Annotated in this window: 18 protein-coding genes; all 18 read right to left on the minus strand. The window is 55.9% G+C overall.

What is annotated here, in order from left to right; translation table 11 throughout:
- Positions 1 to 93: 93 nt before the first annotated feature.
- Positions 94 to 1,251, minus strand: a complete 1,158-nt coding sequence (locus NSQ24_RS24640; protein ID WP_031932548.1) for a GNAT family N-acetyltransferase — start codon at positions 1,249 to 1,251, stop codon at positions 94 to 96.
- On the minus strand, positions 1,241 to 2,593 hold the full coding sequence (locus tag NSQ24_RS24645; RefSeq protein WP_339166819.1) for a F390 synthetase-related protein: 1,353 nt from the start codon (positions 2,591 to 2,593) through the stop codon (positions 1,241 to 1,243). Before NSQ24_RS24645 ends, NSQ24_RS24640 begins: the two co-directional genes overlap by 11 nt.
- Positions 2,584 to 3,432, minus strand: coding sequence for an MBL fold metallo-hydrolase (locus NSQ24_RS24650; protein WP_122957974.1), 849 nt, complete (start codon positions 3,430 to 3,432; stop codon positions 2,584 to 2,586). Before NSQ24_RS24650 ends, NSQ24_RS24645 begins: the two co-directional genes overlap by 10 nt.
- Complete coding sequence (locus NSQ24_RS24655; protein ID WP_003388544.1) at positions 3,407 to 4,426, minus strand: SDR family NAD(P)-dependent oxidoreductase; 1,020 nt, start codon at positions 4,424 to 4,426, stop codon at positions 3,407 to 3,409. The genes NSQ24_RS24650 and NSQ24_RS24655 overlap by 26 nt, the downstream gene beginning before the upstream one ends.
- Positions 4,423 to 5,700 carry a carbamoylphosphate synthase large subunit gene (locus tag NSQ24_RS24660; RefSeq protein ID WP_251237530.1) on the minus strand — a complete coding sequence of 426 codons (1,278 nt, stop codon included), beginning with the start codon at positions 5,698 to 5,700 and terminating at the stop codon, positions 4,423 to 4,425. The genes NSQ24_RS24655 and NSQ24_RS24660 overlap by 4 nt, the downstream gene beginning before the upstream one ends.
- Positions 5,690 to 6,685 carry a beta-ketoacyl-ACP synthase III gene (locus NSQ24_RS24665; RefSeq protein WP_339168089.1) on the minus strand — a complete coding sequence of 332 codons (996 nt, stop codon included), beginning with the start codon at positions 6,683 to 6,685 and terminating at the stop codon, positions 5,690 to 5,692. The genes NSQ24_RS24660 and NSQ24_RS24665 overlap by 11 nt, the downstream gene beginning before the upstream one ends.
- 310 nt (positions 6,686 to 6,995) lie before the next feature.
- Complete coding sequence (locus NSQ24_RS24670; RefSeq protein WP_003388548.1) at positions 6,996 to 7,715, minus strand: glycerophosphodiester phosphodiesterase family protein; 720 nt, start codon at positions 7,713 to 7,715, stop codon at positions 6,996 to 6,998.
- 76 nt (positions 7,716 to 7,791) lie between these two features.
- Positions 7,792 to 9,093 carry an ABC transporter substrate-binding protein gene (locus NSQ24_RS24675; protein ID WP_051567360.1) on the minus strand — a complete coding sequence of 434 codons (1,302 nt, stop codon included), beginning with the start codon at positions 9,091 to 9,093 and terminating at the stop codon, positions 7,792 to 7,794.
- Positions 9,094 to 9,288: 195 nt separating this feature from the next.
- On the minus strand, positions 9,289 to 10,116 hold the full coding sequence (locus NSQ24_RS24680; protein WP_003388550.1) for a carbohydrate ABC transporter permease: 828 nt from the start codon (positions 10,114 to 10,116) through the stop codon (positions 9,289 to 9,291).
- Positions 10,117 to 10,176: 60 nt separating this feature from the next.
- Positions 10,177 to 11,130: a sugar ABC transporter permease gene (locus NSQ24_RS24685; RefSeq protein ID WP_003388551.1), complete on the minus strand. Its 954-nt coding sequence runs from the start codon at positions 11,128 to 11,130 to the stop codon at positions 10,177 to 10,179.
- Positions 11,130 to 12,197 carry an ABC transporter ATP-binding protein gene (locus tag NSQ24_RS24690; protein ID WP_003388553.1) on the minus strand — a complete coding sequence of 356 codons (1,068 nt, stop codon included), beginning with the start codon at positions 12,195 to 12,197 and terminating at the stop codon, positions 11,130 to 11,132. The genes NSQ24_RS24685 and NSQ24_RS24690 overlap by 1 nt, the downstream gene beginning before the upstream one ends.
- Before the next feature lie 3 nt (positions 12,198 to 12,200).
- On the minus strand, positions 12,201 to 12,857 hold the full coding sequence (locus NSQ24_RS24695) for an HAD-IA family hydrolase (protein ID WP_031932544.1): 657 nt from the start codon (positions 12,855 to 12,857) through the stop codon (positions 12,201 to 12,203).
- Positions 12,835 to 13,437 carry a glycerol-3-phosphate responsive antiterminator gene (locus NSQ24_RS24700; RefSeq protein ID WP_003388555.1) on the minus strand — a complete coding sequence of 201 codons (603 nt, stop codon included), beginning with the start codon at positions 13,435 to 13,437 and terminating at the stop codon, positions 12,835 to 12,837. The genes NSQ24_RS24695 and NSQ24_RS24700 overlap by 23 nt, the downstream gene beginning before the upstream one ends.
- 841 nt (positions 13,438 to 14,278) lie before the next feature.
- Positions 14,279 to 15,001 carry a nucleoside phosphorylase gene (locus NSQ24_RS24705; protein WP_024983709.1) on the minus strand — a complete coding sequence of 241 codons (723 nt, stop codon included), beginning with the start codon at positions 14,999 to 15,001 and terminating at the stop codon, positions 14,279 to 14,281.
- Position 15,002: 1 nt separating this feature from the next.
- The gene (locus NSQ24_RS24710; protein ID WP_003388557.1) at positions 15,003 to 15,665 is read right to left on the minus strand and encodes a sulfite oxidase-like oxidoreductase; all 663 of its coding nucleotides are present in this window, start codon (positions 15,663 to 15,665) and stop codon (positions 15,003 to 15,005) included.
- Positions 15,666 to 15,723: 58 nt separating this feature from the next.
- Positions 15,724 to 16,641, minus strand: coding sequence for an ABC transporter permease (locus NSQ24_RS24715; protein WP_003388558.1), 918 nt, complete (start codon positions 16,639 to 16,641; stop codon positions 15,724 to 15,726).
- On the minus strand, positions 16,628 to 17,698 hold the full coding sequence (locus NSQ24_RS24720) for an ABC transporter permease (RefSeq protein ID WP_003388559.1): 1,071 nt from the start codon (positions 17,696 to 17,698) through the stop codon (positions 16,628 to 16,630). Before NSQ24_RS24720 ends, NSQ24_RS24715 begins: the two co-directional genes overlap by 14 nt.
- Positions 17,673 to 19,202, minus strand: coding sequence for an ABC transporter ATP-binding protein (locus NSQ24_RS24725; protein WP_339166823.1), 1,530 nt, complete (start codon positions 19,200 to 19,202; stop codon positions 17,673 to 17,675). Before NSQ24_RS24725 ends, NSQ24_RS24720 begins: the two co-directional genes overlap by 26 nt.
- Positions 19,203 to 19,243: the final 41 nt, after the last annotated feature.

Consider the following 19,243-nt stretch of genomic DNA (forward strand, 5'->3'; position numbering starts at 1 on the left):
AAATCCCTTGCCCGCAAAAAAAGAGCACGGTATCGATAGACATAAACCGATACCGTGCTGACTTGAATGGTTTCCAAGCTGTCTTTTTGTCCGTTACCACTTGTACTTTTTCGCCATGCCGATGACAGCGCGATCGAGGATCGCAGCCAAGGCTCTCCAGATCATCTGTCGCCGGTAAGGAAGATGCTTTATATACACTGCCGTATACTCCGCAGTACCCTCTGCCCCGCGATCCGCTTTGAACGCCCCGACTCCGGCGCTTTGATGAAGCAAGAGGCCCTTTTGTTCCGCCTCCGACACCAAAAGGCTGGAGAGCATCCGGTACAGCCCCAGTTTTTTGGGAAGAGCGGTATCGTACCCGAACAGGGGAGTGGTCATCATGCCGTTTCGCTGAAAATAACCGAGAATCCCGTCCAATCTGCCTTCCTTTTCCAGACCAATCAAGGTCAGTATCTGCCTGTGCAGCGCCAGTCGGACAAAGGCCGGCGTCAATTGCGGATTCAGTTGGGAGTATTTGTCCAGGTAAAGCGCTTGGTAAAGTGCGGCGATCCTCTCTGCATGCTCCTCCCCAAGCTCCTCGTGCCGAAGGATGCGATAACCGCTTTTCTTCAGCATATCCCGGTCCCGCTTTAACGTATTGCGAACGCGCCAGCCCTTTTCATTAGCCTGTTTGGGGTCAAACAGGTACACATACCGACTCGGCACCATCACATATCCGCTCCGCTCCAGGCCGGTCCATGCCTCCGGACAGACGATTGGACTTACGGATCGAAAAGCCACGGCGTGGTCCGGAAACCTCCTGGTCAGGAAGCTGGTGATTTCCCGGACCTGTTCAGCCGTCAACGGGTGATACAGATTGGTGGACAGAAGCCAATTGTTCACGAACACAATCCGATTCACACGGCTAAGCTTCATCAGGGCACCTGCCCCGGACAACAACGGCCCGCCGAGAGAAGCTATCATGGAAGACGTGACCAGCTTCATTTCCTCGCGGGCATAGCTGATGTAGTGTGTATAGGGCGAGCATACGTATGAGTTGTCGTACTCCTCGTCATTGACAGTTACAGGCAGTACGAGATCATCGATGACAAGCGCCCCCATCCGCGTGCGGACATTAGACATGTACGCCGGGACAGAATCGAGAATCAGCGGCTCCAGATAGGCGCGGGCATACTCTCCGTCCTTCATCCTCTCCCAGGCAAGCTCTGCCAAATCCGTTTTCTCATACAGGCGGACGCGTTCAGCGTTCATCAGGTTGGAACATCCTTTCCACGCGCCGGAGCTTCCTTCCCCGCTCCGGTGGTTGATAAGGAGAAAAAACGATTTCGGGCCCTGCGTACCCCTGCCTCTCTATTTCCCGCTGCAGCTTCCGACGGACGTCCTCTTCCACATCCTCCCGCCGATATCCCGACGAAATGACAAGCGAGACTTCTACGTGCTCGGGACTTTTTTGACGGACGATGTACTCCTCAATTCCCTGTGACGCAGTCATCACTGCCCGGCGGACAAAATCAGGGAAAAAGGGGCGGAGCCCCTCGCCTCTTTCAGCAGAACCATCAGCGCCTTTGGCAGATGGAAAATAGAAAATGTCATCTGCCCGTCCCTCGATCTGTTCGAGAGCCAAAAACACGGAGCCGCAGGGACAAGGGTCCTTCCGTTCCGTCAAGATGTCGTTCAAACGGTATCGGATCATCGGCTGCGTGTACCGGGAAAAGTCGGTAATAATCGGATGGAACCGGTTTTTTTCCTCGTCCAGATACTCCTTTTCCATTACCAGGATGTCCTCGTTTACATGCAGAGTGCCATGCGAGCAGGTCGCCGCCAGGAAGCCTTCCGTACATTGGTAGATCTGGTGGACGGGCCCGCCGAATGCCTCGCGGATCACCTCTTCATCGATCGGGTCCAGCACCTCCGCTACGGAGATAACCTTGCCTGGCCGGATATCAAGGGAGCCTTCCTGCTTGGCGACGGCCAGCAACCGAAGCATGGAGGGAGGCGCTACCAGTATCGTCGGCTGGTATTGCTGCAGATGGGCAATATGCGCTTCCAGCGAAAGAAGCAGGTCGAAAAAGGCGAATTGCAGCCGTTTCCGTTTTACCGATGTATACAAATTGCTGTTGGCCCGCAGAAAAAAGGCGACCCGCTGCTTCTCCCAGAGCGGCCCCGGCAATGCCTTCGCCAGTATGGCACCGGCCCATCTGACCCGCTCATCCGGCCCGACCAGGAAAATACCGCGGCTGCCGCTGGTTCCTGACGATAGCCCAACCGTAACCTCTCCGATTTTCGGGGTAAAATCCCGTGTCTCCTCGGCCTCCTCCGCAATCCGAAGCGCTTCGTCACGCTTGATTCCAGCCGTGTTCAGAAGATCAAAATGCTCCATCATCTCCCGCTTTTCAATCGGAGAGATCGTTTTCCAACCGTGCAAAGGATCGCTCCCGATTCGCTCGCGGTAAAAAGGCGAACGGGGCAAAACGTAGCGGAGCAGCTTCTGGACCTGCTTCTCCTGCCAGCAGGCAAGCTCCTGGCGGGTGTGAAACCGCTTGGCCAGCCGCCTGGTCTTGATGTACTGCCAGAGGGTACCGATCAGCTCCATGCAAATTCCCCCTTGCTCAGCTCATGTACTTCTGGACAATGCGTAGGCAGGATGTACAGCTCCGGCCAGCTCCGGTGAAGCTCATGGAGGCGCCTCAGATTCCGCAAATAGGAAGCAGCGTCCGCCTTGATCAGGTGTGCAACAGGATGTGGTGGCCGATGCTTCCGGTACGCCTCGCTGGACCAGGCCGCATCCGCGCAAAGAAAGATGTCGCGGTCCTGCGTGTCGCGCAGGAAAAGGCCGAACTGTCCTTTGGCGTGTCCGCTCAAATCGATTGCCAGCAGGCTTTTGTCTGCAAACGGATCGTACGCTTCCTCAAACGGATGGTACTCCCCGGACAAGCGTATCTTTGGACCATCGTCAATGAAAATGGCACGCTCCTCAAAGTCTTCCGGCATCAACTCCGGCAAAAATCCCCTTCTGACGGCGGCGATTCCTTTAAGTCCCTTGACCTCCTCATAAGCCGAACGGAAACAGTACAGCCGGGCCCCCGGAAAATCGTGCAAGCCGGCAATATGATCCGCATGGAAATGCGAAATGAAGATGCCAGTGACCTGTTCCGGTCCAATCCCTTTGCTTGCCAGCTGTTCCTTCACACACTGGCTCCGCTCAGTAAAGACCGGAGTCGCTTTGGCGTAAAGAGAATAGGGAAAACGTGCGGCTGCTGTAAAAAAATGAGGGGCGTACCCGGTGTCAAACAACAGCAAGCCGTGGTCCGGATGATGCATGCACCCTGCCACAGCGTGAAACCGGATCGATTGGAATCGCCCTCCGCCAAGCGAGATGGCCTCCAACTGCCGGCAAAAGCCCGTATCAAGCAGGGTCAGTGTTACGTTCATGCTCTTGTCGCCACCAATTCGCAAAGATTTCGATTCCTTCTTGCAAGCCGACCCGCGGCTCGTACCCCAGCTCTTCCCGGGCTCGGGTAATATCCAGCGTCTGACTTTTCGCCAAGACACCCACCGTGTAACGAGTCAGCATCGGCTCTCTGTAGGCGAGCAGCGTGCGGGACAGCAGCTCCAGTACGGACGCAATGCCGTACGCTTGCCTATAGGAGACCTCCTTGCTATTAAGCGGCATGTCCAGCTTGGCAAAGACCGACTTCAGGACATCGATGAGCATGACCGGCTCTCCATTCGTGATGTTGTACACCTTTCCCAGCGTTTTTTCGGAAGAATCCATGCACAAAAGAAGCGCATCCACCACGTTGTCCACATACGTCAGGTCGATGACGGCCCGGCCTCCCTCAATAATGGGCACAAACCGATTTTTGTTGGCCCGGATCAGTCTGGGCAGGATTGCATTGTCCCCGGGTCCAAACAATGCCCTCGGGCGGATCGTAATCGTCGCCAGGCCATTTTCAAAGGCGTTGTCGACTTCCCGCTCGGCGAGGAACTTCGTCTCGGCATACTCATTGGCAAAGCGCTGCGGCAGCGGATCCGATTCCTTAATGCCCAGCCTGTCTTCAAAAGCGAAATACAAGCTCGGAGTCGAAACGTGTATCAATCGCTCTACATTGTGCTGCCGGCAGCCTTCGATCACATGGCGTGTGCCTTCCACATTGGCGGCGTACATATCGCGGTACCTTCCCCACGGTGAAGAAAACGCCGCCGCATGGATCACAATCTGCTTCCCGTAGCAGACGTCCCGAACGGCCTTTTGATCCGTGATGTCGGTGCAGACAAAGCGGATTCCTTCCTTTTGCAATGCCTCGCCCACCCGTTTGTTCCGGCCCAGCACCGTTACCTCTGCGCCCTGCTCATGAAGCCTTCGCGCCAGCTTCTGTCCCAAAAAACCGGTGCCGCCCGTCACCAGTACACGTCTGTTTTTCATTCGTCACCATTCCATTCAATATCGCTTGTGGAGCACTCGATCATGCTCATCCCGGTCTTTCTTTTCATATCTGCCAATATCCACAGTAAACGCAGCTGCTCAAAGGCGGGGAGGGGGTCGCTCCAGCGAAACACAACATCCCGCGACTTCAGGAACTCCCCCAGCCAGCGCCTTCCTTCTCTCCAACTGCGAAGGGAAGGCAGTCCGTAGAAGAGCATAGCCATCGACAACGCTGCCGATGCATTCGCGGAAGGCACAACTACAGGCTGTTTGTCCGCGTGCACCGGGAGAGTCGCTCGTTCCGGCTTTTCCAAAGCCTCGTTATTGTCGTTTCCGTCATGTTCCCCGCCAGCTCCGCGACCACCAAAAAACGCCTCTGCCGCCTCCCTTTTTCCCCTGAAGAGGTGGATACCGCTGGTCAGGCGCGGGTTGCATTCGATTGGGTACAGCTCCCCTGTGCGTGTCTCGATAAAATCAAAGGCGATCTGCCCGGTAAAACGGCGGAGCCCGACCATCTTTTCGACAAACGTTCGCACTCCGGGATGGTCCGCAAAGCTGAAAGAAATAGACGCCCCCTGCCCGGCCGTGAACGTCGTGGCATAATCGGCGTACAAGGCAAGGCGGCCTTCCCTGGCTACCGCATAGCTGCACAGCTGCCTGCCCGCGATGAACTCCTGCACGAGCCATGTTTCTCCCTCTCTTATAGCAGGGAGTTCGCTCGCTGTATACCAATCCTTTCTTGGCAAACAGCGGCGCAAGATATGGACACGGGAAGAAAACCGGGAAAAAGCAGGCTTCAACACGACGCTTTTTCCCGGTTCGACATCTTGGAGAGCTTCCAGCAGCCCAGCAGCCGATATAACCGATCTCGTCTGCGGGACGGAAAAACCGGCTTGCTCCGCCAGCCTGACAAACGCTGCTTTATCATGCCAGATGCGCAGTTCTTCAAGGCTTTCCACAAACGGTTCCACATAATGACGGAGACGCTCTCTGCCCTTTGCGACGAAAAAAACTTCCTCGCATGTCGGGACGAGCAGGTCTGCTTTTTCCCTTTCTGCAATGCGGCAAAGCTCTTCGATATATTCTTTTTCCTGCTGTCGGGGAGGGGGCACGAGGTAAGAACGGGCAACCGCTCGGGATACCCGGCACAGGTGAGCGGGCAAGCTCTCCGCCACCACAACGCAGTGTCCCGCCTCGTCAAACAGCCGAGCCAGCTCCAAGGTAGCCGGTGCTCTTCCCCCTGTCAGCAGGATCGTCTTCCTCTCAGTATTCAAGCAAAACCCCTCCCAGGGACAGTCCTGCTGATGTTCCTAGCAGAAGCAGTAAGTCCCCGCGGGCCACTTTTTTCTCCTGGATCGCTTCGTGCAATGCCATAGGAATAGAGGCAGCGATCACATTTCCGTGATTTTCAATAATATTGATCATCTGGCCCGGCGCAAGCCCCAGCTTTTGTGCCATGATGCGCATCGCCATACCGCTGGCCTGATGAGGGACGACCGCCTTGATTTCGGAAAGGGAGATAGTCGTGTTGGACAACAACCTCTCGATAAAGCCCTCAAGAAGCTGGGAGGTCATCCGAAACAGCTTGCGTCCATCCATGTCAAACATAAAGTCGCTCTCATTTCCCTTCCCGTACTCGCTTGGATGGATCAAGGTCCCGCCGCCGCGAATCTCGGAGTAATGCGCTCCTTTGCTGTACGTCTCCATCCGGGAGCAGAGAATCCGGGAAGAAGAACTGTCCGGCGCAAGTCCGATGACAGCCGCCGCTGCCCCGTCTCCAAACAGGATACTGCTCTCCTTTTGCTCCCAGTTCAACCCTACTGAAGAAATTTCAGTAGAGACTATCAAAACCCGCTTATACACGCCAGCAGCCATCGCAGCCGACATCACATCCAGCGCTGTGACAAAACTGAGGCATGTGGAATTGATATCAAAGCACGGGACGCCGGAGTCCGACTCCCCCAGTTCCTCCTGGAGCAGCGCTGCCGTACAAGGAATTTCCTGCTGAGCCGTCCCGCTGGCGCAAACCAGACAGTCGATGTCAGCAAACGTAAGGCCTGCATTCTGAAGCGCTTGTGTAGCTGCCGCGGCCCCCATTTGCGTAGAAGTTTCATCTGTCACAAAATGCCGAACCCGCACTCCCGATTTCTTTTCCACCCATCCAGCCGGCAATCCCAGCTTTTGGTCCAACTGCTCTGCCGTCACTTGCCGCTTGGGCAAATATTTGCCTGTCCCCAGTATTCTAACCGGTCTCTCCATCATTCGTTTGTCTCCCCTTGATGCTGCCTCTTTTTTCATTCGCATCATCATTTTACCAGATGATTGCAAACCCTCCGAACAAAATTACACCGCCAAACGGCAAAGAAAGGGATGATGCGGCCTCGCTTTGCCTCTTGGAGCTTCCAGATGTATCCTTCTATGTATTTACGTTTCCGGGCAGCTTTTGTTTCATTCCCCCCAGACATACAGACGATTGCCCCAAACATGAAAACCGGAAGGGGCTCTCCCTTCCGGTCCATCCATATAGCCGCAGCCTTTTATAAGGTTCTTCTGAACTTTTTGCCTGTCCTTAGCAAACAGCCAACATTCGATCCGGGTGGTTGGTACAAATCTGCACACGTGGATAGTTCTTTACAATATGGCGAATTGTTTGGGGATCATCGACTGTCCAGGCAATTACCTCATAGCCCTGCTCAATCGCAGCCGCAGCGAGCTCTGGCGTCAGGTACGGATAGGCCATCGACAAAATATGGACTCCTGCTTCGCGAAGCTGCTCCAGCATCAGTACGGGATTTCCGAGGACGATCAGGCCGGTCTTCACTTCGGCATCGAGCTGGCGGACATGGCGGATCTCTTCATGGTCAAACGACGTCACGTACACGTCCCGCTTCATGTCATGCTTCTCCAGCAAAGCCAGTACACTTTCCGCCAAACCGGGGTACATGCCGGGCGCTGTCTTCAATTCAATATTCAGCGTGCATCGCCCCTTTACTGCTTGCAAAACCTCATCCAGCGACGGGATTCTCTCACCCGCGAACCGCGCGTCAAACCATCTGCCCGCATCGAGTGTCCGCAACTCCTCAAAGGTGTGGTCCCGAACGAGTCCGCTTCCGTTCGTCGTGCGCTCCAGCGTAAAGTCGTGGCAAAGTACAGGTACGCCATCCTTGGACAGTTGCACGTCAATCTCCATCGCCTTGATTGCCGGTTCTGCCAGCGCCAGGCGGATCGCTGTCATCGTGTTTTCCGGCGCTTTTCCGGACCAGCCGCGGTGTGCCATACAGACGTTCATCATGTTCCCTCCGTTTTTCCCGGTCGATGCTTGCTCTCAGCCCAGGCCAAATTCCTTTTTCACGAAAATGCTGCGGTTACTTTTTCAACAGCTTCTGCCCTTTTTCCATCGCTTTGCCGATCGCCTCGTCCACGGACGCCTGCCCCAATACCGCACGCTGGATTTCGGTCATGATCACTTCCTGCAGCTCCTTGTAGCCTGGCACCATCGGGCGCGGCTTTGCGTACTCCAACTGCTTCACTGCCACCTGGAAGTTCGGCTCCTTCTCGTACGCTTTTTTCATTTCTTCCGACTCGACTGCTTCTTTTGTCACTGGCATGTACCCGGTTTCCAGCGACCACGGAATCGTTTGCTTCGTATCGGTCATCCACTCGATGAACTCCCAAGCGGCCTTTTTCTCCTCTTCGGAGGACTTCGCCAGCATCACCAGATTGGCTCCGCCCGTAGGAGCGCCGTAGCTCTTGTTGGCCGGCAGGAACGCGGCGCCCAGGTCGAATTTGGCTGCTTCCTTCAGTCCGCGCAAATCCCCGGTAGAGGTAAAGATCATGCCCACCTGCTGGTTGAGGAAGTCTTGCTTGGCTACATCCCATGCATTGTATTTTTCACCCGGAGGCGCCTTCATCACGCCTTCTTTCAACATGCTCGTCCAGAATTCGAGTGGTGCCACTCCGGCTTCTTCATTGATCAGCAGGCTTTTGCCGTCTTCACTCAAGATGTTGCCTCCGCTCTGGAACACCAGCGCTTCGTAGAACCAGATGTCGATCGGGGTGGAGAAGCCGTATGTTTTGGTCTTGTCACCCTCTTTTTTGGTCAGAGCCTTGGAGAATTCACGCAGCTCCTCCCAGCTTTTCGGACCGTTCGGATCGAGTCCGGCCGCCTTCAGCATGTCGCGGTTGAGGTACAACAGCGGAGTGGAGCGGTTGAATGGGATCGCGTACAGCTTGTCTTTCCAGTACGAGTTGCCCATCAGTCCGGGAATGTACTTCTCTTCGGCTCCGTTCGTGTAAGGCGTCAATTCCTGCAGCACTTTCGCGTCCGCAAACGCCCCGATGGAGCCTACCTCGACCATCGTCACGTCAGGCTGGTTTCCGGCAGACACAGAGGCCAGCACCTTGGCGTGGTTCTCATAGTAGCTGCCCTGGTAGGACGGCTTCACCACAATGTGCTTGTGGGATTCGTTGAATTGTTTTACCATGCTTTCGATCATTTCCCCGTTGCGGCCGCCGAGCGCGTACCAGAAGTCGATCTCGATTGGCTTGCCCGCATCTGCCGTCTGCTGCTGCGCTCCGGATGCCGCACCGCTCGTCCCGCTTGTCTGCTCTGTGGCCGCCTGCTGATTGCCGCCGCCACAGCCTGCCAGGATAGCCGTTATGCTCATTGCGCATGCCAGTAAAGATACACGAACTTTTTTCACCACAATTGCCTCCTTTAAAGTAAGGGGTTTTCCCCCTGTTTCCCGGATAGGTAGGGTTCCATGAAATGCTGTCCTGCCCTTTTGCCGAAATGGGCAAAGCTTCTGTCAAAGCAGGTTTTTTCTGGTCAAGGTTCCTTGTTCCCTTTTCATTGTCCCTTGTTACTTGGACTGATAGACAAACGCGCTGATGATGTGCCGCTGGGCGAAGAAGAAGATCGCCAGAATCGGGAGGACGAGAATCATATTTCCGGCCATAATCACATTCCACAGCTTGCCGCCCTCCGCCGCCTTCAGCATGGAGATCCCGATGGGAAGCGTCCGGACTTCATTGCTGTTGGTCATGATCAGCGGCCAGAAATAGTCGTTCCAGTGGTAAATGAAGCTGAACAGGCCAAAGGTAACGAGTACCGGCTTTGCCATCGGCACCATGATCGTCCACATGATTTTCCACTCGGATGCGTTGTCGAGCCGCGCCGCTTCGATCACTTCATCCGGCACCTGCATGAAGGACTGGCGCAGCAGGAAGATGCCGAAAGCGCTCGCCCCGTAGGGAAGGATCAACGCCCACAAGGTGTTCACCAATCCCCAGTGGCTCATCTCCACATAGACCGGCAGGAAAATGACCTGCGCCGGAATCATCAGCGCGATCAGCGTCAGCCCGAACAAGGCTTCTCTCCCGCGAAAGCGATAACGGGCAAACGCGTATGCGGCCGGTACCCCTGTCAAAAGCTGCAGCACCAGAATCCCGGCTGCCACGAGAAAGCTGTTCCAGACGTAGGTCAGGAATGGCCCGGAGCTCCAGGCAATTTCAAAGTTTTGAAACTGCCACGATTCCGGCCACCAGGTCGGCGGAAATTGGTATACCTCCGGCATCGTCTTGAAAGCCGTCAAGAACATCCAGAGAAACGGAAACACGAAGATCAGGCCCACAGCCGCAAGCAGCAGCCACTCCACCGTTTTCCACGCCGTCAAACCGGCTTGTCGCATGTTGTCTCCTCCTCTCTTCCACTATCTTCTCTGCTTTTCTTCGTTCATCACTTGCATTTTTTAGCGGTAGTGAACACGCTTTTCCATCACCCGGAAGTGCAGCAGCGTCAGCAGTCCAACGATACCAAGCAGGATGACAGAGGCTGCCGAGGCGATGCCGCCGTTGTAAAAGTCCATGCCTTGCTCGTAGATGTAGAAGACGAGCATATTGGTGCTGTTGACCGGTCCGCCCTGCGTCATGATGTAGATCGTATCAAACACCTGGAACGAGGAGATCGTATTGATCACCAGCAAAAAGAACAGCGTGGGCGAAAGCATCGGGATCGTGATGCGGGTCAGTGTCCGCCACCACGGCGAACGATCCAGGGAAGCCGCCTCGTATATGTCCCGGGGAATGCTTTGCAGCCCGGCGATAAAGACGAGCGTATTGTAGCCGACTCCTTTCCAGACGCTGACGATGATCAGTGAAAGCAAGGCGCTTTTTGTATCAGACAGCCAGGTGTAGCCGGGCAAGCCGATAAATTCCAGCAGCGCATTGAGCAGGCCGTATTGCGGGTCCATCAGCCACATCCAGAGCATCGCCACCGACACCAGCGAGATGATATGCGGGCTGAAGACCGCCGCTTGCACGAGCCCAAAAATCTTGGCTTTGCGGTTTAGCCAAAGCGCCAGGAAAAAGGCGATCCCGATTCCCAGTGCAACGGTACTAAGTGTATAGATGAGAGTTGTCCCCAGCACCTGGCGAAAATCCGCGTCCTCGAAAAGCGCCGTAAAGTTGGCCAGTCCCACCCACTCGATCTCGTCCAAATTCAGCAGAGACCAGTCGTGAAACGAGAGGTAGATCACATAGGCGATCGGAAAGAAGAAAAAGACGCCGAAGAAGGCCAATGCCGGTGTGACATACAAATAAGGACGGATCGTCTCAAACAGATTCAGCCTGACTTTTGTCGCCTCCGTTCTCCCAAGAGCATGACCGGAAGCCGTCATTTCGTGTGCGGCCGCTGCCTTTCGCATCAGACCACCCCACCTGCCAGGATTTGCTGCCTGACACCGTTTTCTGCCCGTGCTATCCGCTTCCCGGTCGCGCGGTCAAACACGTAGATGCTCGAAAGCGGCACCGTTACGTGTACGGCCGATCCTGCATCCAGAAGAGATTCGGTGTCCGTCTTGACCACGACCCGTCCTTTGTCCGTCTCGACGTGATACAGCGTGTCCGATCCGAGAATCTCCCTGGAGACGATATGTCCGTGCATATCCATTGCGTCAGCGTGACCGACAGAGGAGACTCCTGCGTGGCGGAGCAGCGCTTTTTCCGGGCGAAACCCCCAGACCTGATCCTCGCGCTCTGCCGCCGGGACGATGTTCATAGCAGGAGAGCCGATAAACTGGGCAACGAACAGATTGTCCGGCTCCTGATACAGATCCATCGGCGCCGCCACCTGCATGATCTGCCCTTCGTTCATCACGACGATCTGGTCGCCCATCGTCATCGCTTCCACCTGATCGTGCGTTACGTAAATGAAGGTGCTGCCAAGCTGCTTGTGAAGGCTTGTCAGCTCTACCCGCATCTGGTTGCGCAGCTTGGCGTCGAGATTGGATAGCGGTTCGTCCATCAGGAAGACCTGCGGTTTTTTGACCATGGCCCTGGCCAGTGCGACCCGCTGACGCTGGCCGCCGGAGAGCTGCGAAGGCTTCCGCTTCAAATAAGGAGCCAGTCCCACGACCTCGGCGATTTCCTCTACCAGCACCTGGCATTCCTTCTTGGAATAGCCGCGGTTTCGCAGACCATACGAGATGTTGTCATAGACGCTCATCGTCGGATAGAGTGCGTAGTTTTGGAACACCATGGCGACGTCCCGTTTTCCCGGCGGCAGATCATTGACCGGCTGTTCCCCGATCAAAATCTCTCCGCCCGTCGCCTGCTCCAAGCCGGCGATCATCCGCAGCGTCGTCGACTTTCCGCATCCTGACGGCCCGACCAGTACGGTAAAGGAGCCATCCGGGATCACCAGATCAAGGCCCTTGACCACTTGCTGGCCGTTGAACTCCTTCGTCACCTGTTTCAACACCACTTTTGCCACCTGTCATTCCCCTCCCTGTGCCTTCACAGCCAGCATTTCCTCGGCAAAGCTGCGAAAATCCGCATATCGAAAGTCCGGAGAAACGTAGTTCCATTCCTCCGCACCGTACCATTCCAGCACCACTGATTTGACGCCCGCCCCTACAGCAGCCAGGACATCATACCGGCTGTCGCCAATCATCAGCGCCTGCTCCGGCTCCATTCCCAGCAAGGACAGCGCTTTTTCAATCGGCTCGGCGGACGGCTTGCCACGCGAAACATCGTCCACGCTGACAACAGCCTCGAACAGCTCGGATAAGCCCGCCAGCTCCAGCCCGGCAACCGCAAACTCGCGCTGTTTATTCGTCACGACAGCGAGACGGAAGCCCGCTTGTTTCAACCGTTCCAAATCTTCGCGAACATGGGGAAACAGCCGGACATGCTCTGCATGGTGAGCGCGGACATACGAGAAGTAGCTGTCCATCACTGCTTTGCGGTCGTACTCCTCCCCAACTGCGGCGGCCAGAAAATCATCAAAGGACTCTCCGAACCGCCCCACCAGATCTCTCCTCGTAAAAACGCCCGGGGCAAAGCGTTCCGCCGTGTGCGCGACCGCGTCAATGACCGCTTCTCTGCTGTCCAGCAAGGTACCGTCCAGATCAAACAACAGGCATGGATACATCGGCAAGACACTCCTTCCATAGTGAATAGCTGCCCACAGAAACGGCTGCGGCCCCGTATTGCAAGGCTGTCTCCATTTGTTCACGTTTGCGGATCAGCCCGCCCGCGATGATCGGCGTGCCCTTCAGCTCCTGCGCGTACTCCGCGATGAATTCCGGCAATAGCGCCGGCATGAGCTCTACGGCATCGGGCTGCGTTTCCTTAACTGATAAAAGGCCGGACTTGAGCGCGTCGCTGTCTACCAGGAAGAGCCGCTGGATGGTCAAAAGCTTCTCTTTTTTCGCCAGCTTGATCAGCGTATTGCGCGTGGTCACGATCCCGTCCGGCTTGACGTAATGAGCGACAAACGCGACTCCTTCCCGGTCGTAGCTGATTCCCCCGATCCGCTCCAGATGGAGAAAGACCGGAACATCGTGACTTTTGAAAAAGTCGACATAGCGCTTGATGACACCGATGTTTCCCGTAGACAGGACCACCGCGCCTACCTTGGCTTCAGCCGCTTTTTCCAGATATTTGGGTTCTTTGACTGACGCGATCATTTTCTGCCGGGTCAGCCGCTCGAAAAATTCCGCCTGGTTCATCTCGGTTCTCCTCCTTTTGCAAAACAAAAAACCCCGCGACAAGACAATTGCCAAAGACTTTATGTGAAAGTGCTTGGTAATGAATGTCGGGGGTTTCTCCAGGGCTCCAACCGAACGATCTATTCACTTGTTAGTTAGAATGATACCGGGGTTTCGTTAAGAGAACGTGAATGCAGGGTTAATGTTGTGAAAGGAGTCTGTTAAGAAAAGTGGTAGGTCTGGCTTTGGGGGAGGAGATGAAACAGAAGAAAAAAGCTCCAGGCTCGGTGGGACACTGCGTGGGGGATTCACTGTCCGGCTCCATTTCAAAAGCGGGACCGCGTCCAAAAGCAGACTATACAAGGGGGGATCTCAGAGGTTGGACGCTAAATGCGTGTCCCGCTTTTGAAATGGAGCCTGGGATGTGTCCCAAAGGCCTTCGCTTTTTTCTTCTGTTTCATCTCTCAAGCTTTTGTTTTTTACGTTCTTTTTTGAGTGAATCTGAGAATAGATTCTCAGATTTTCCCCTAAGACCAATAAAAAACATATAAATGAAGCCCTCCTGCTAGAACAAACGATGGTACTACGCTATTTACACTCCAGGTGACTTCCAACAACGGCCGTTGATCCTTCAAGCTGTCAATAAAAAAGTGCATCCACATCGGATGCACGGGTGTTAAGGGTGGTCGGCTTATTAATCGTAGCCGTACTGTCCTTCCACAAAAAGAAGTAGATCACCCCTGAGTTTGGCAACCTGGTGATCTACTTCCCGCAGGTTTGAGCCGCTCCTGAAAAGAGGACGACTAATGTACTGCCGTCGGTATTGCAGCACCGACGGTCTTTTATTTCATTACCTAACTGCCTACTCGACCGCCACAATCGCATCCAGCGCGATCCGGGCCTCGGCTTCGATGGCTTTCCGGGTAAAGTCTGTGTGCGGGTCGTACGTCTCCAGCAGGTCGGCGTCAGCGTACCCGTCGATCGCCAGGATCGAGCCGGCCTTCATGCCGCGCAGCGAAGAGATGACAAACAGCGCGGTGTTCTCCATTTCGACGGCTAGCACGCCCGCCTTTTGATAGAGCTTGTGCGGGAAATCCACCACGCCGCTGTAAAACACATCGAGCGTCAGCGTGATGCCTTCGGCGACATGAAGACCGGTATTTTGCTTTTCTGCGGCTGTGACCAGGGCGTCTACCACACGACGATTGGCTACCGCAGGAAAGCCGGGAGGAACGAGCTGACTGGTCAGTCCGTCCTGGCGTACGGCTGCCGAGCTGATCACCAGACTGCCCGGCTCGACCTCCTTTTGATAAGAGCCGGCGGTGCCGACGCGGATGATCGTTTTCACCCCGCCCTTGGCCAGCTCCTCAAAGCAGACCGCCGCTCCCGGCGAGCCTACGCCGTGGCTGACGACCGCTACTTCTGTTCCGTTCCACTTCCCTTTGTAGCTGTGGTACTCGCGGTTTTCCGCGATCAGAGTGCTCTCTTCCAGCAGCTCGGCGATGCGGGCAGCCCGCTTCGGGTCTCCGCACACAATCGCTCGCTTTGGCAGTTGCTCCGGATCAATTTTCAGATTGGGCAGCATCTCAATCAAACTCCTTTTTCTCCCACTCGTCTTCCGGGATCGGCAGCGCTTCGCCGGAGAACCGCTCTTCGCGGAACGGGTCTCCGTTCAGATGAAAGCCGTTCTGCTCCCAAAAGCCGGGCTTGTTTTCGTTGGTAAATTCGATTCCCCGCAGCCATTTCACGCTTTTCCAAAAATAGAGGTGAGGCACGATCATGCGCAGCGGCCATCCGTGCTTGTCCGTCAGCGGCTCCCCGTCGAAGGAATGGGCCAGCAGAACGTCATCCCGGTCCAGATCGGACAGAGCCAAATTGGCCGTATACCCGTGGTCGCCGTGCAGCATGACGTAATCGCTCTTCGGCACGATGCCCGCTGCTTTTAGAAAGTCGCGGAACCGGACTCCTTCAAAGCGGTTGTCAAACCGGGACCACCGGGTCACGCAATGAATGTCGCACGTCAGTACACTCTGCGGCATGGCCCGGATTTCCTCGTAGCCAAGCGTCACTTCCCGCTCCACTTCTCCAAACACCCGAAGCGTCCATGTTTGCAAATCGTAGACCGGGACCTCTCCCTCGTGCAGGATCGGAAATCTCTCCGTCAGCACCTGGCCCGGCGGCAGCCTTTTTGCCAGAGCAGGGTCTACAGCCGGCACCTTCATCCGTTTGATACGATCAGCCTTGTTCATCCGAGCCTCTCCCCTTTATGTCGTAAATGAAAATGTTCATACTCCGCTTTATTATCAGCTATCGCGTGCTTTGCTGGCTGGAGCCGGCTGACGAAGCGCCCTTGTCCTTTAAAAAGAACATCGCCGCGATCGTCAGCACATACGGCAGCATGGCGGTAAACTGCGTCGGCAGCGAAAAGCCTTGCAGACGAATGCTCAGCGCGTCCATCAAGCCAAACAGGAAGCTGGACGCGAGGATGCCGAGCGGATGGGCTTGCCCCAGCATCATCGCCACCAGTGCGATAAAGCCGCGTCCGGCTGTCATGCCTTCCGTAAACATCGTCACCTGGCCGAGCGATAGCTGGGCTCCGGCCATCCCGCACAGCACGCCGCACATGACGATCGCCAGCACCTGCAGGCGAGTCGCTTTCAACCCAAGGCTGCGGGCCGCAGTCGCGTTCATGCCGACAGCCAGCACGCGAAAGCCGGTAACGGTCCTGGTAAAGAAAAAATGCAGCAGAACTGCGGCCAAAAAGGCGAAGTACACGAGCGGCGAATGCCCGGAAACGATGTCTACCAGCACTGGAATGTCTTTGATTAGCGGGATTTGCCACTGCGGCAGTCCGGCCATGTCCTTGTCGTAAAACGCGCCCTTTACGTCAAAAACGGCACGCAGGGCAAACGTGGTCAGCCCCAGCCCGAGAAAGTTGATCGCGACGCCGACGACGATCTCATTGGCCCGTAGACCGATCGTCATGTAGGCAAACAGCAGCGAGAACAGAACGGTTACGAGAGCTGCAAACAGCAGCGCCAGCAGCAGGCTCCCGGTAAAGTGATTGCCGACGATGGCGGAAAAGGCGCCAACCAGGATCAACCCCTCCAGACCGACGTTGAAAATGCCGACGCGCGAACAGAGCGCACCGCCCAGGGCTGCGAGCAAAATAGGCGTCACCATGCGGATGGTGGAACTGACGAGGGACCAATCAAACAGCTCCATGAGATTCCCTCCTCTTGTTGTTGCGATTTTTCCACCAGTCGTAACTGAATTTAGCTGATATAAACAAAATTAAAACAGCTTGAATCACACTGGCCAGTTCAAGCGGCACATCCGTATTCCGCTCCACTCCCATGGCACCTGTCTGCAGAGCCGCGAGCAGCAAGGAAGTAAACACAACGCCAATCGGGTGAGAGTTGGCCAGCAGGGTCGCCATCAGCCCGGTCCAGGCGAAGTTCGGAAGCGTCAGGGCGCCTTCCACATACCGATAATGCGAGCCCAATACCTCGACAGTCCCGGCCAATCCGGCCAGTCCGCCGCTGAAAAACATGCCGGTCAGCATCACCCGAACTCTGTTCACTCCGCCATAGCGGGAAAAGAACGGGTTTTGCCCGAGCATTTTCACTTCGTACCCGAACGGAGTATAGCGAATGACGAAAAAGATCAGAAGAGCAGCAGCCAAGGCAAACAAAAAGCCTGCATGGACGCTCATCCCGGCGAACAGCTTTGGCAGCCAGACGCTTTTTTCCAGCATCGGGGTCTGGGCCATGGCAGCGGACCCGGTTTTGTCCTGGAACGGCTCGCTGACGAGATACCCTGCGAACAAAACGGCGACATAATTGAGCAGCAGCGAGGAAATCAGCAATTGAATCCGAAAGCGCGCCTCCAAATACCCGGCAAAAAGCGACCACAACCCTCCGGCAAGCACGCCCGTTACCAGAGCGGCCACCATTTTGACGAAGCCGGGCGCGGGCAGATAAAGGGCCACCAACGTCGCACTGATCGCTCCCGTTACCATCTGTCCCTCGGCCCCCAGATTGAATACCCCGGCGCGAAAAGCGAGCGACAGTCCCAGTCCGATCAGCATGATCGGCGTGGCCCGGGCCAGCGTGGAGGTCAGGAAGTAGAAGCTGCCAAAGGCTCCCTTCCACATCTCTTGATACGTACCGATAATCGATTCGCCCACGGCGGCAATGACCAGCGCACCTGTCAACAGGCCGATGATCACTGCCAGCAGCGGCTGAACCAATGACTTACATAGCTGCTTGACTGCTGCCATACACGCTTCCTCCCGCCATCAATACGCTGATTTTCTCCTCTGTCGCTTCCGAGCGTGTCAGCTCCCCGGCGATCCTCCCTTTGTACATCACCAAAATCCGGTCGGACAGCGCCAGTATTTCTGTCAATTCAGACGAGACGAGCAAAATGCCGTCTCCATTGTTCCGCTTTTCCAGCAGAGCCTGATGGATGTATTCCATCGCGCCGATGTCAACGCCGCGAGTAGGCTCGGCCGCGATCAACAGTGGTGTATTCTGTCCCAGCTCGCGGGCGACAATCAGCTTTTGCAAATTGCCCCCGGAGAGGTTGCCTGCCTGCTCTTTCAAATGAAGAGAGCCTGTCTTGATCGCAAACCGCTCGACCCACTCTTCCACGACACGGCGGAATTTGCTGCGCAAAACGACACCGCGGCGCATGTACTCCGGCTTGCGCTGATAGCCCATCAGCGCGTTTTCCTCGACGCTTTCCCGCTTTGCTGTCCCCCACAGGTAGCGGTCTTCGGGAATGTGGGCCAATCCTGCCTCGCGAATCGCTGCCACCGACTGGCCAGTCACATCCTTTTCTCCGAGATAGACTTTCCCTTCCGAAACAGCCCGCAGGCCGGTCAATGCCTCCAAAAGCTCGGATTGCCCGTTGCCGGATACCCCGGCGATCCCGACGATCTCCCCGTGGTGTACGGAAAACGTCACGTCGTCTACGAGCGTTTGTTTTTCCCGGATGCTCAGGCCCTGCACCCGCAAAAGCGGCTTTCCTTCCAGGCGGACCCGATCAGTGAGCTGCTGAAGCTCGCGGCCTACCATCATACGGGCGAGGTCGTCCGCATTGGTTTCGCTTCGGGAAACGGTTCCGGTCACGCGCCCCCCGCGCAGGACAGTGACCCGGTCTGCCACCTCCATGACCTCCTGGAGCTTGTGGGTAATCAAAATGACGCTTTTGCCGCTTTCGGCCAAATGGCGGATCGTCTGCAGCAGCTCCTTTACCTCCAGCGGCGTGAGCACCGCAGTCGGCTCGTCCAGCACGATAATATCTGCACCCTGGTAGAGCACCTTCAGGATTTCTACCCGCTGCTGCTCCCCTACGGAGCAGCTGGATACCTTGGCGTTCTCGTTGATCGGTATCCGGTATCGCTCACTGAGCGAGCGGACTGCACTCGCCGCTTCTTTTCGCTGAAACAGCCCTTTGCGCTGCGGTTCGTAGCCGATCACGATATTTTCCGCAACGGTAAAGTCGGGAAACAGCATGAAGTGCTGGTGAACCATGCCAATCCCGTGGCGGATCGCATCCTCCGGGCCGCGAAAGACGACGGGCTTGCCATTTACTGCGATCTCTCCGGCAGTGGGCTGCTCCATACCGTACAGCATGCGCATCAGCGTGGTTTTGCCCGCTCCGTTCTCGCCGACGATCGCATGGACCTCCCCCTCTTTCAACGTAAACGAAACGTTGTCATTGGCGGTAAAATCGCCGTAGCGCTTGGTCATGCCCCGCATTTCCAGTCGGTTCTCCACCTTTTCCCCCTCCCTCTTTTGTCTTCCCGGTAGAGCAGGAA

Origin of the sequence: Brevibacillus sp. FSL L8-0520 (genome assembly GCF_037963895.1) — a bacterium.
Lineage (GTDB): Bacteria > Bacillota > Bacilli > Brevibacillales > Brevibacillaceae > Brevibacillus > Brevibacillus borstelensis.

Coding starts and splice junctions, on each gene's coding strand:
- NSQ24_RS24640 (WP_031932548.1), bottom strand. CDS start 1,251: ATGAACGCTGAACGCGTCCGCCTGTATGAGAAAACGGATTTGGCAGAG.
- NSQ24_RS24645 (WP_339166819.1), bottom strand. CDS start 2,593: ATGGAGCTGATCGGTACCCTCTGGCAGTACATCAAGACCAGGCGGCTG.
- NSQ24_RS24650 (WP_122957974.1), bottom strand. CDS start 3,432: ATGAACGTAACACTGACCCTGCTTGATACGGGCTTTTGCCGGCAGTTG.
- NSQ24_RS24655 (WP_003388544.1), bottom strand. CDS start 4,426: ATGAAAAACAGACGTGTACTGGTGACGGGCGGCACCGGTTTTTTGGGA.
- NSQ24_RS24665 (WP_339168089.1), bottom strand. CDS start 6,685: ATGGAGAGACCGGTTAGAATACTGGGGACAGGCAAATATTTGCCCAAG.
- NSQ24_RS24670 (WP_003388548.1), bottom strand. CDS start 7,715: ATGAACGTCTGTATGGCACACCGCGGCTGGTCCGGAAAAGCGCCGGAA.
- NSQ24_RS24675 (WP_051567360.1), bottom strand. CDS start 9,093: ATGAGCATAACGGCTATCCTGGCAGGCTGTGGCGGCGGCAATCAGCAG.
- NSQ24_RS24680 (WP_003388550.1), bottom strand. CDS start 10,116: ATGCGACAAGCCGGTTTGACGGCGTGGAAAACGGTGGAGTGGCTGCTG.
- NSQ24_RS24685 (WP_003388551.1), bottom strand. CDS start 11,130: ATGCGAAAGGCAGCGGCCGCACACGAAATGACGGCTTCCGGTCATGCT.
- NSQ24_RS24695 (WP_031932544.1), bottom strand. CDS start 12,857: ATGTATCCATGCCTGTTGTTTGATCTGGACGGTACCTTGCTGGACAGC.
- NSQ24_RS24700 (WP_003388555.1), bottom strand. CDS start 13,437: ATGAACCAGGCGGAATTTTTCGAGCGGCTGACCCGGCAGAAAATGATC.
- NSQ24_RS24705 (WP_024983709.1), bottom strand. CDS start 15,001: ATGCTGCCCAATCTGAAAATTGATCCGGAGCAACTGCCAAAGCGAGCG.
- NSQ24_RS24710 (WP_003388557.1), bottom strand. CDS start 15,665: ATGAACAAGGCTGATCGTATCAAACGGATGAAGGTGCCGGCTGTAGAC.
- NSQ24_RS24715 (WP_003388558.1), bottom strand. CDS start 16,641: ATGGAGCTGTTTGATTGGTCCCTCGTCAGTTCCACCATCCGCATGGTG.
- NSQ24_RS24720 (WP_003388559.1), bottom strand. CDS start 17,698: ATGGCAGCAGTCAAGCAGCTATGTAAGTCATTGGTTCAGCCGCTGCTG.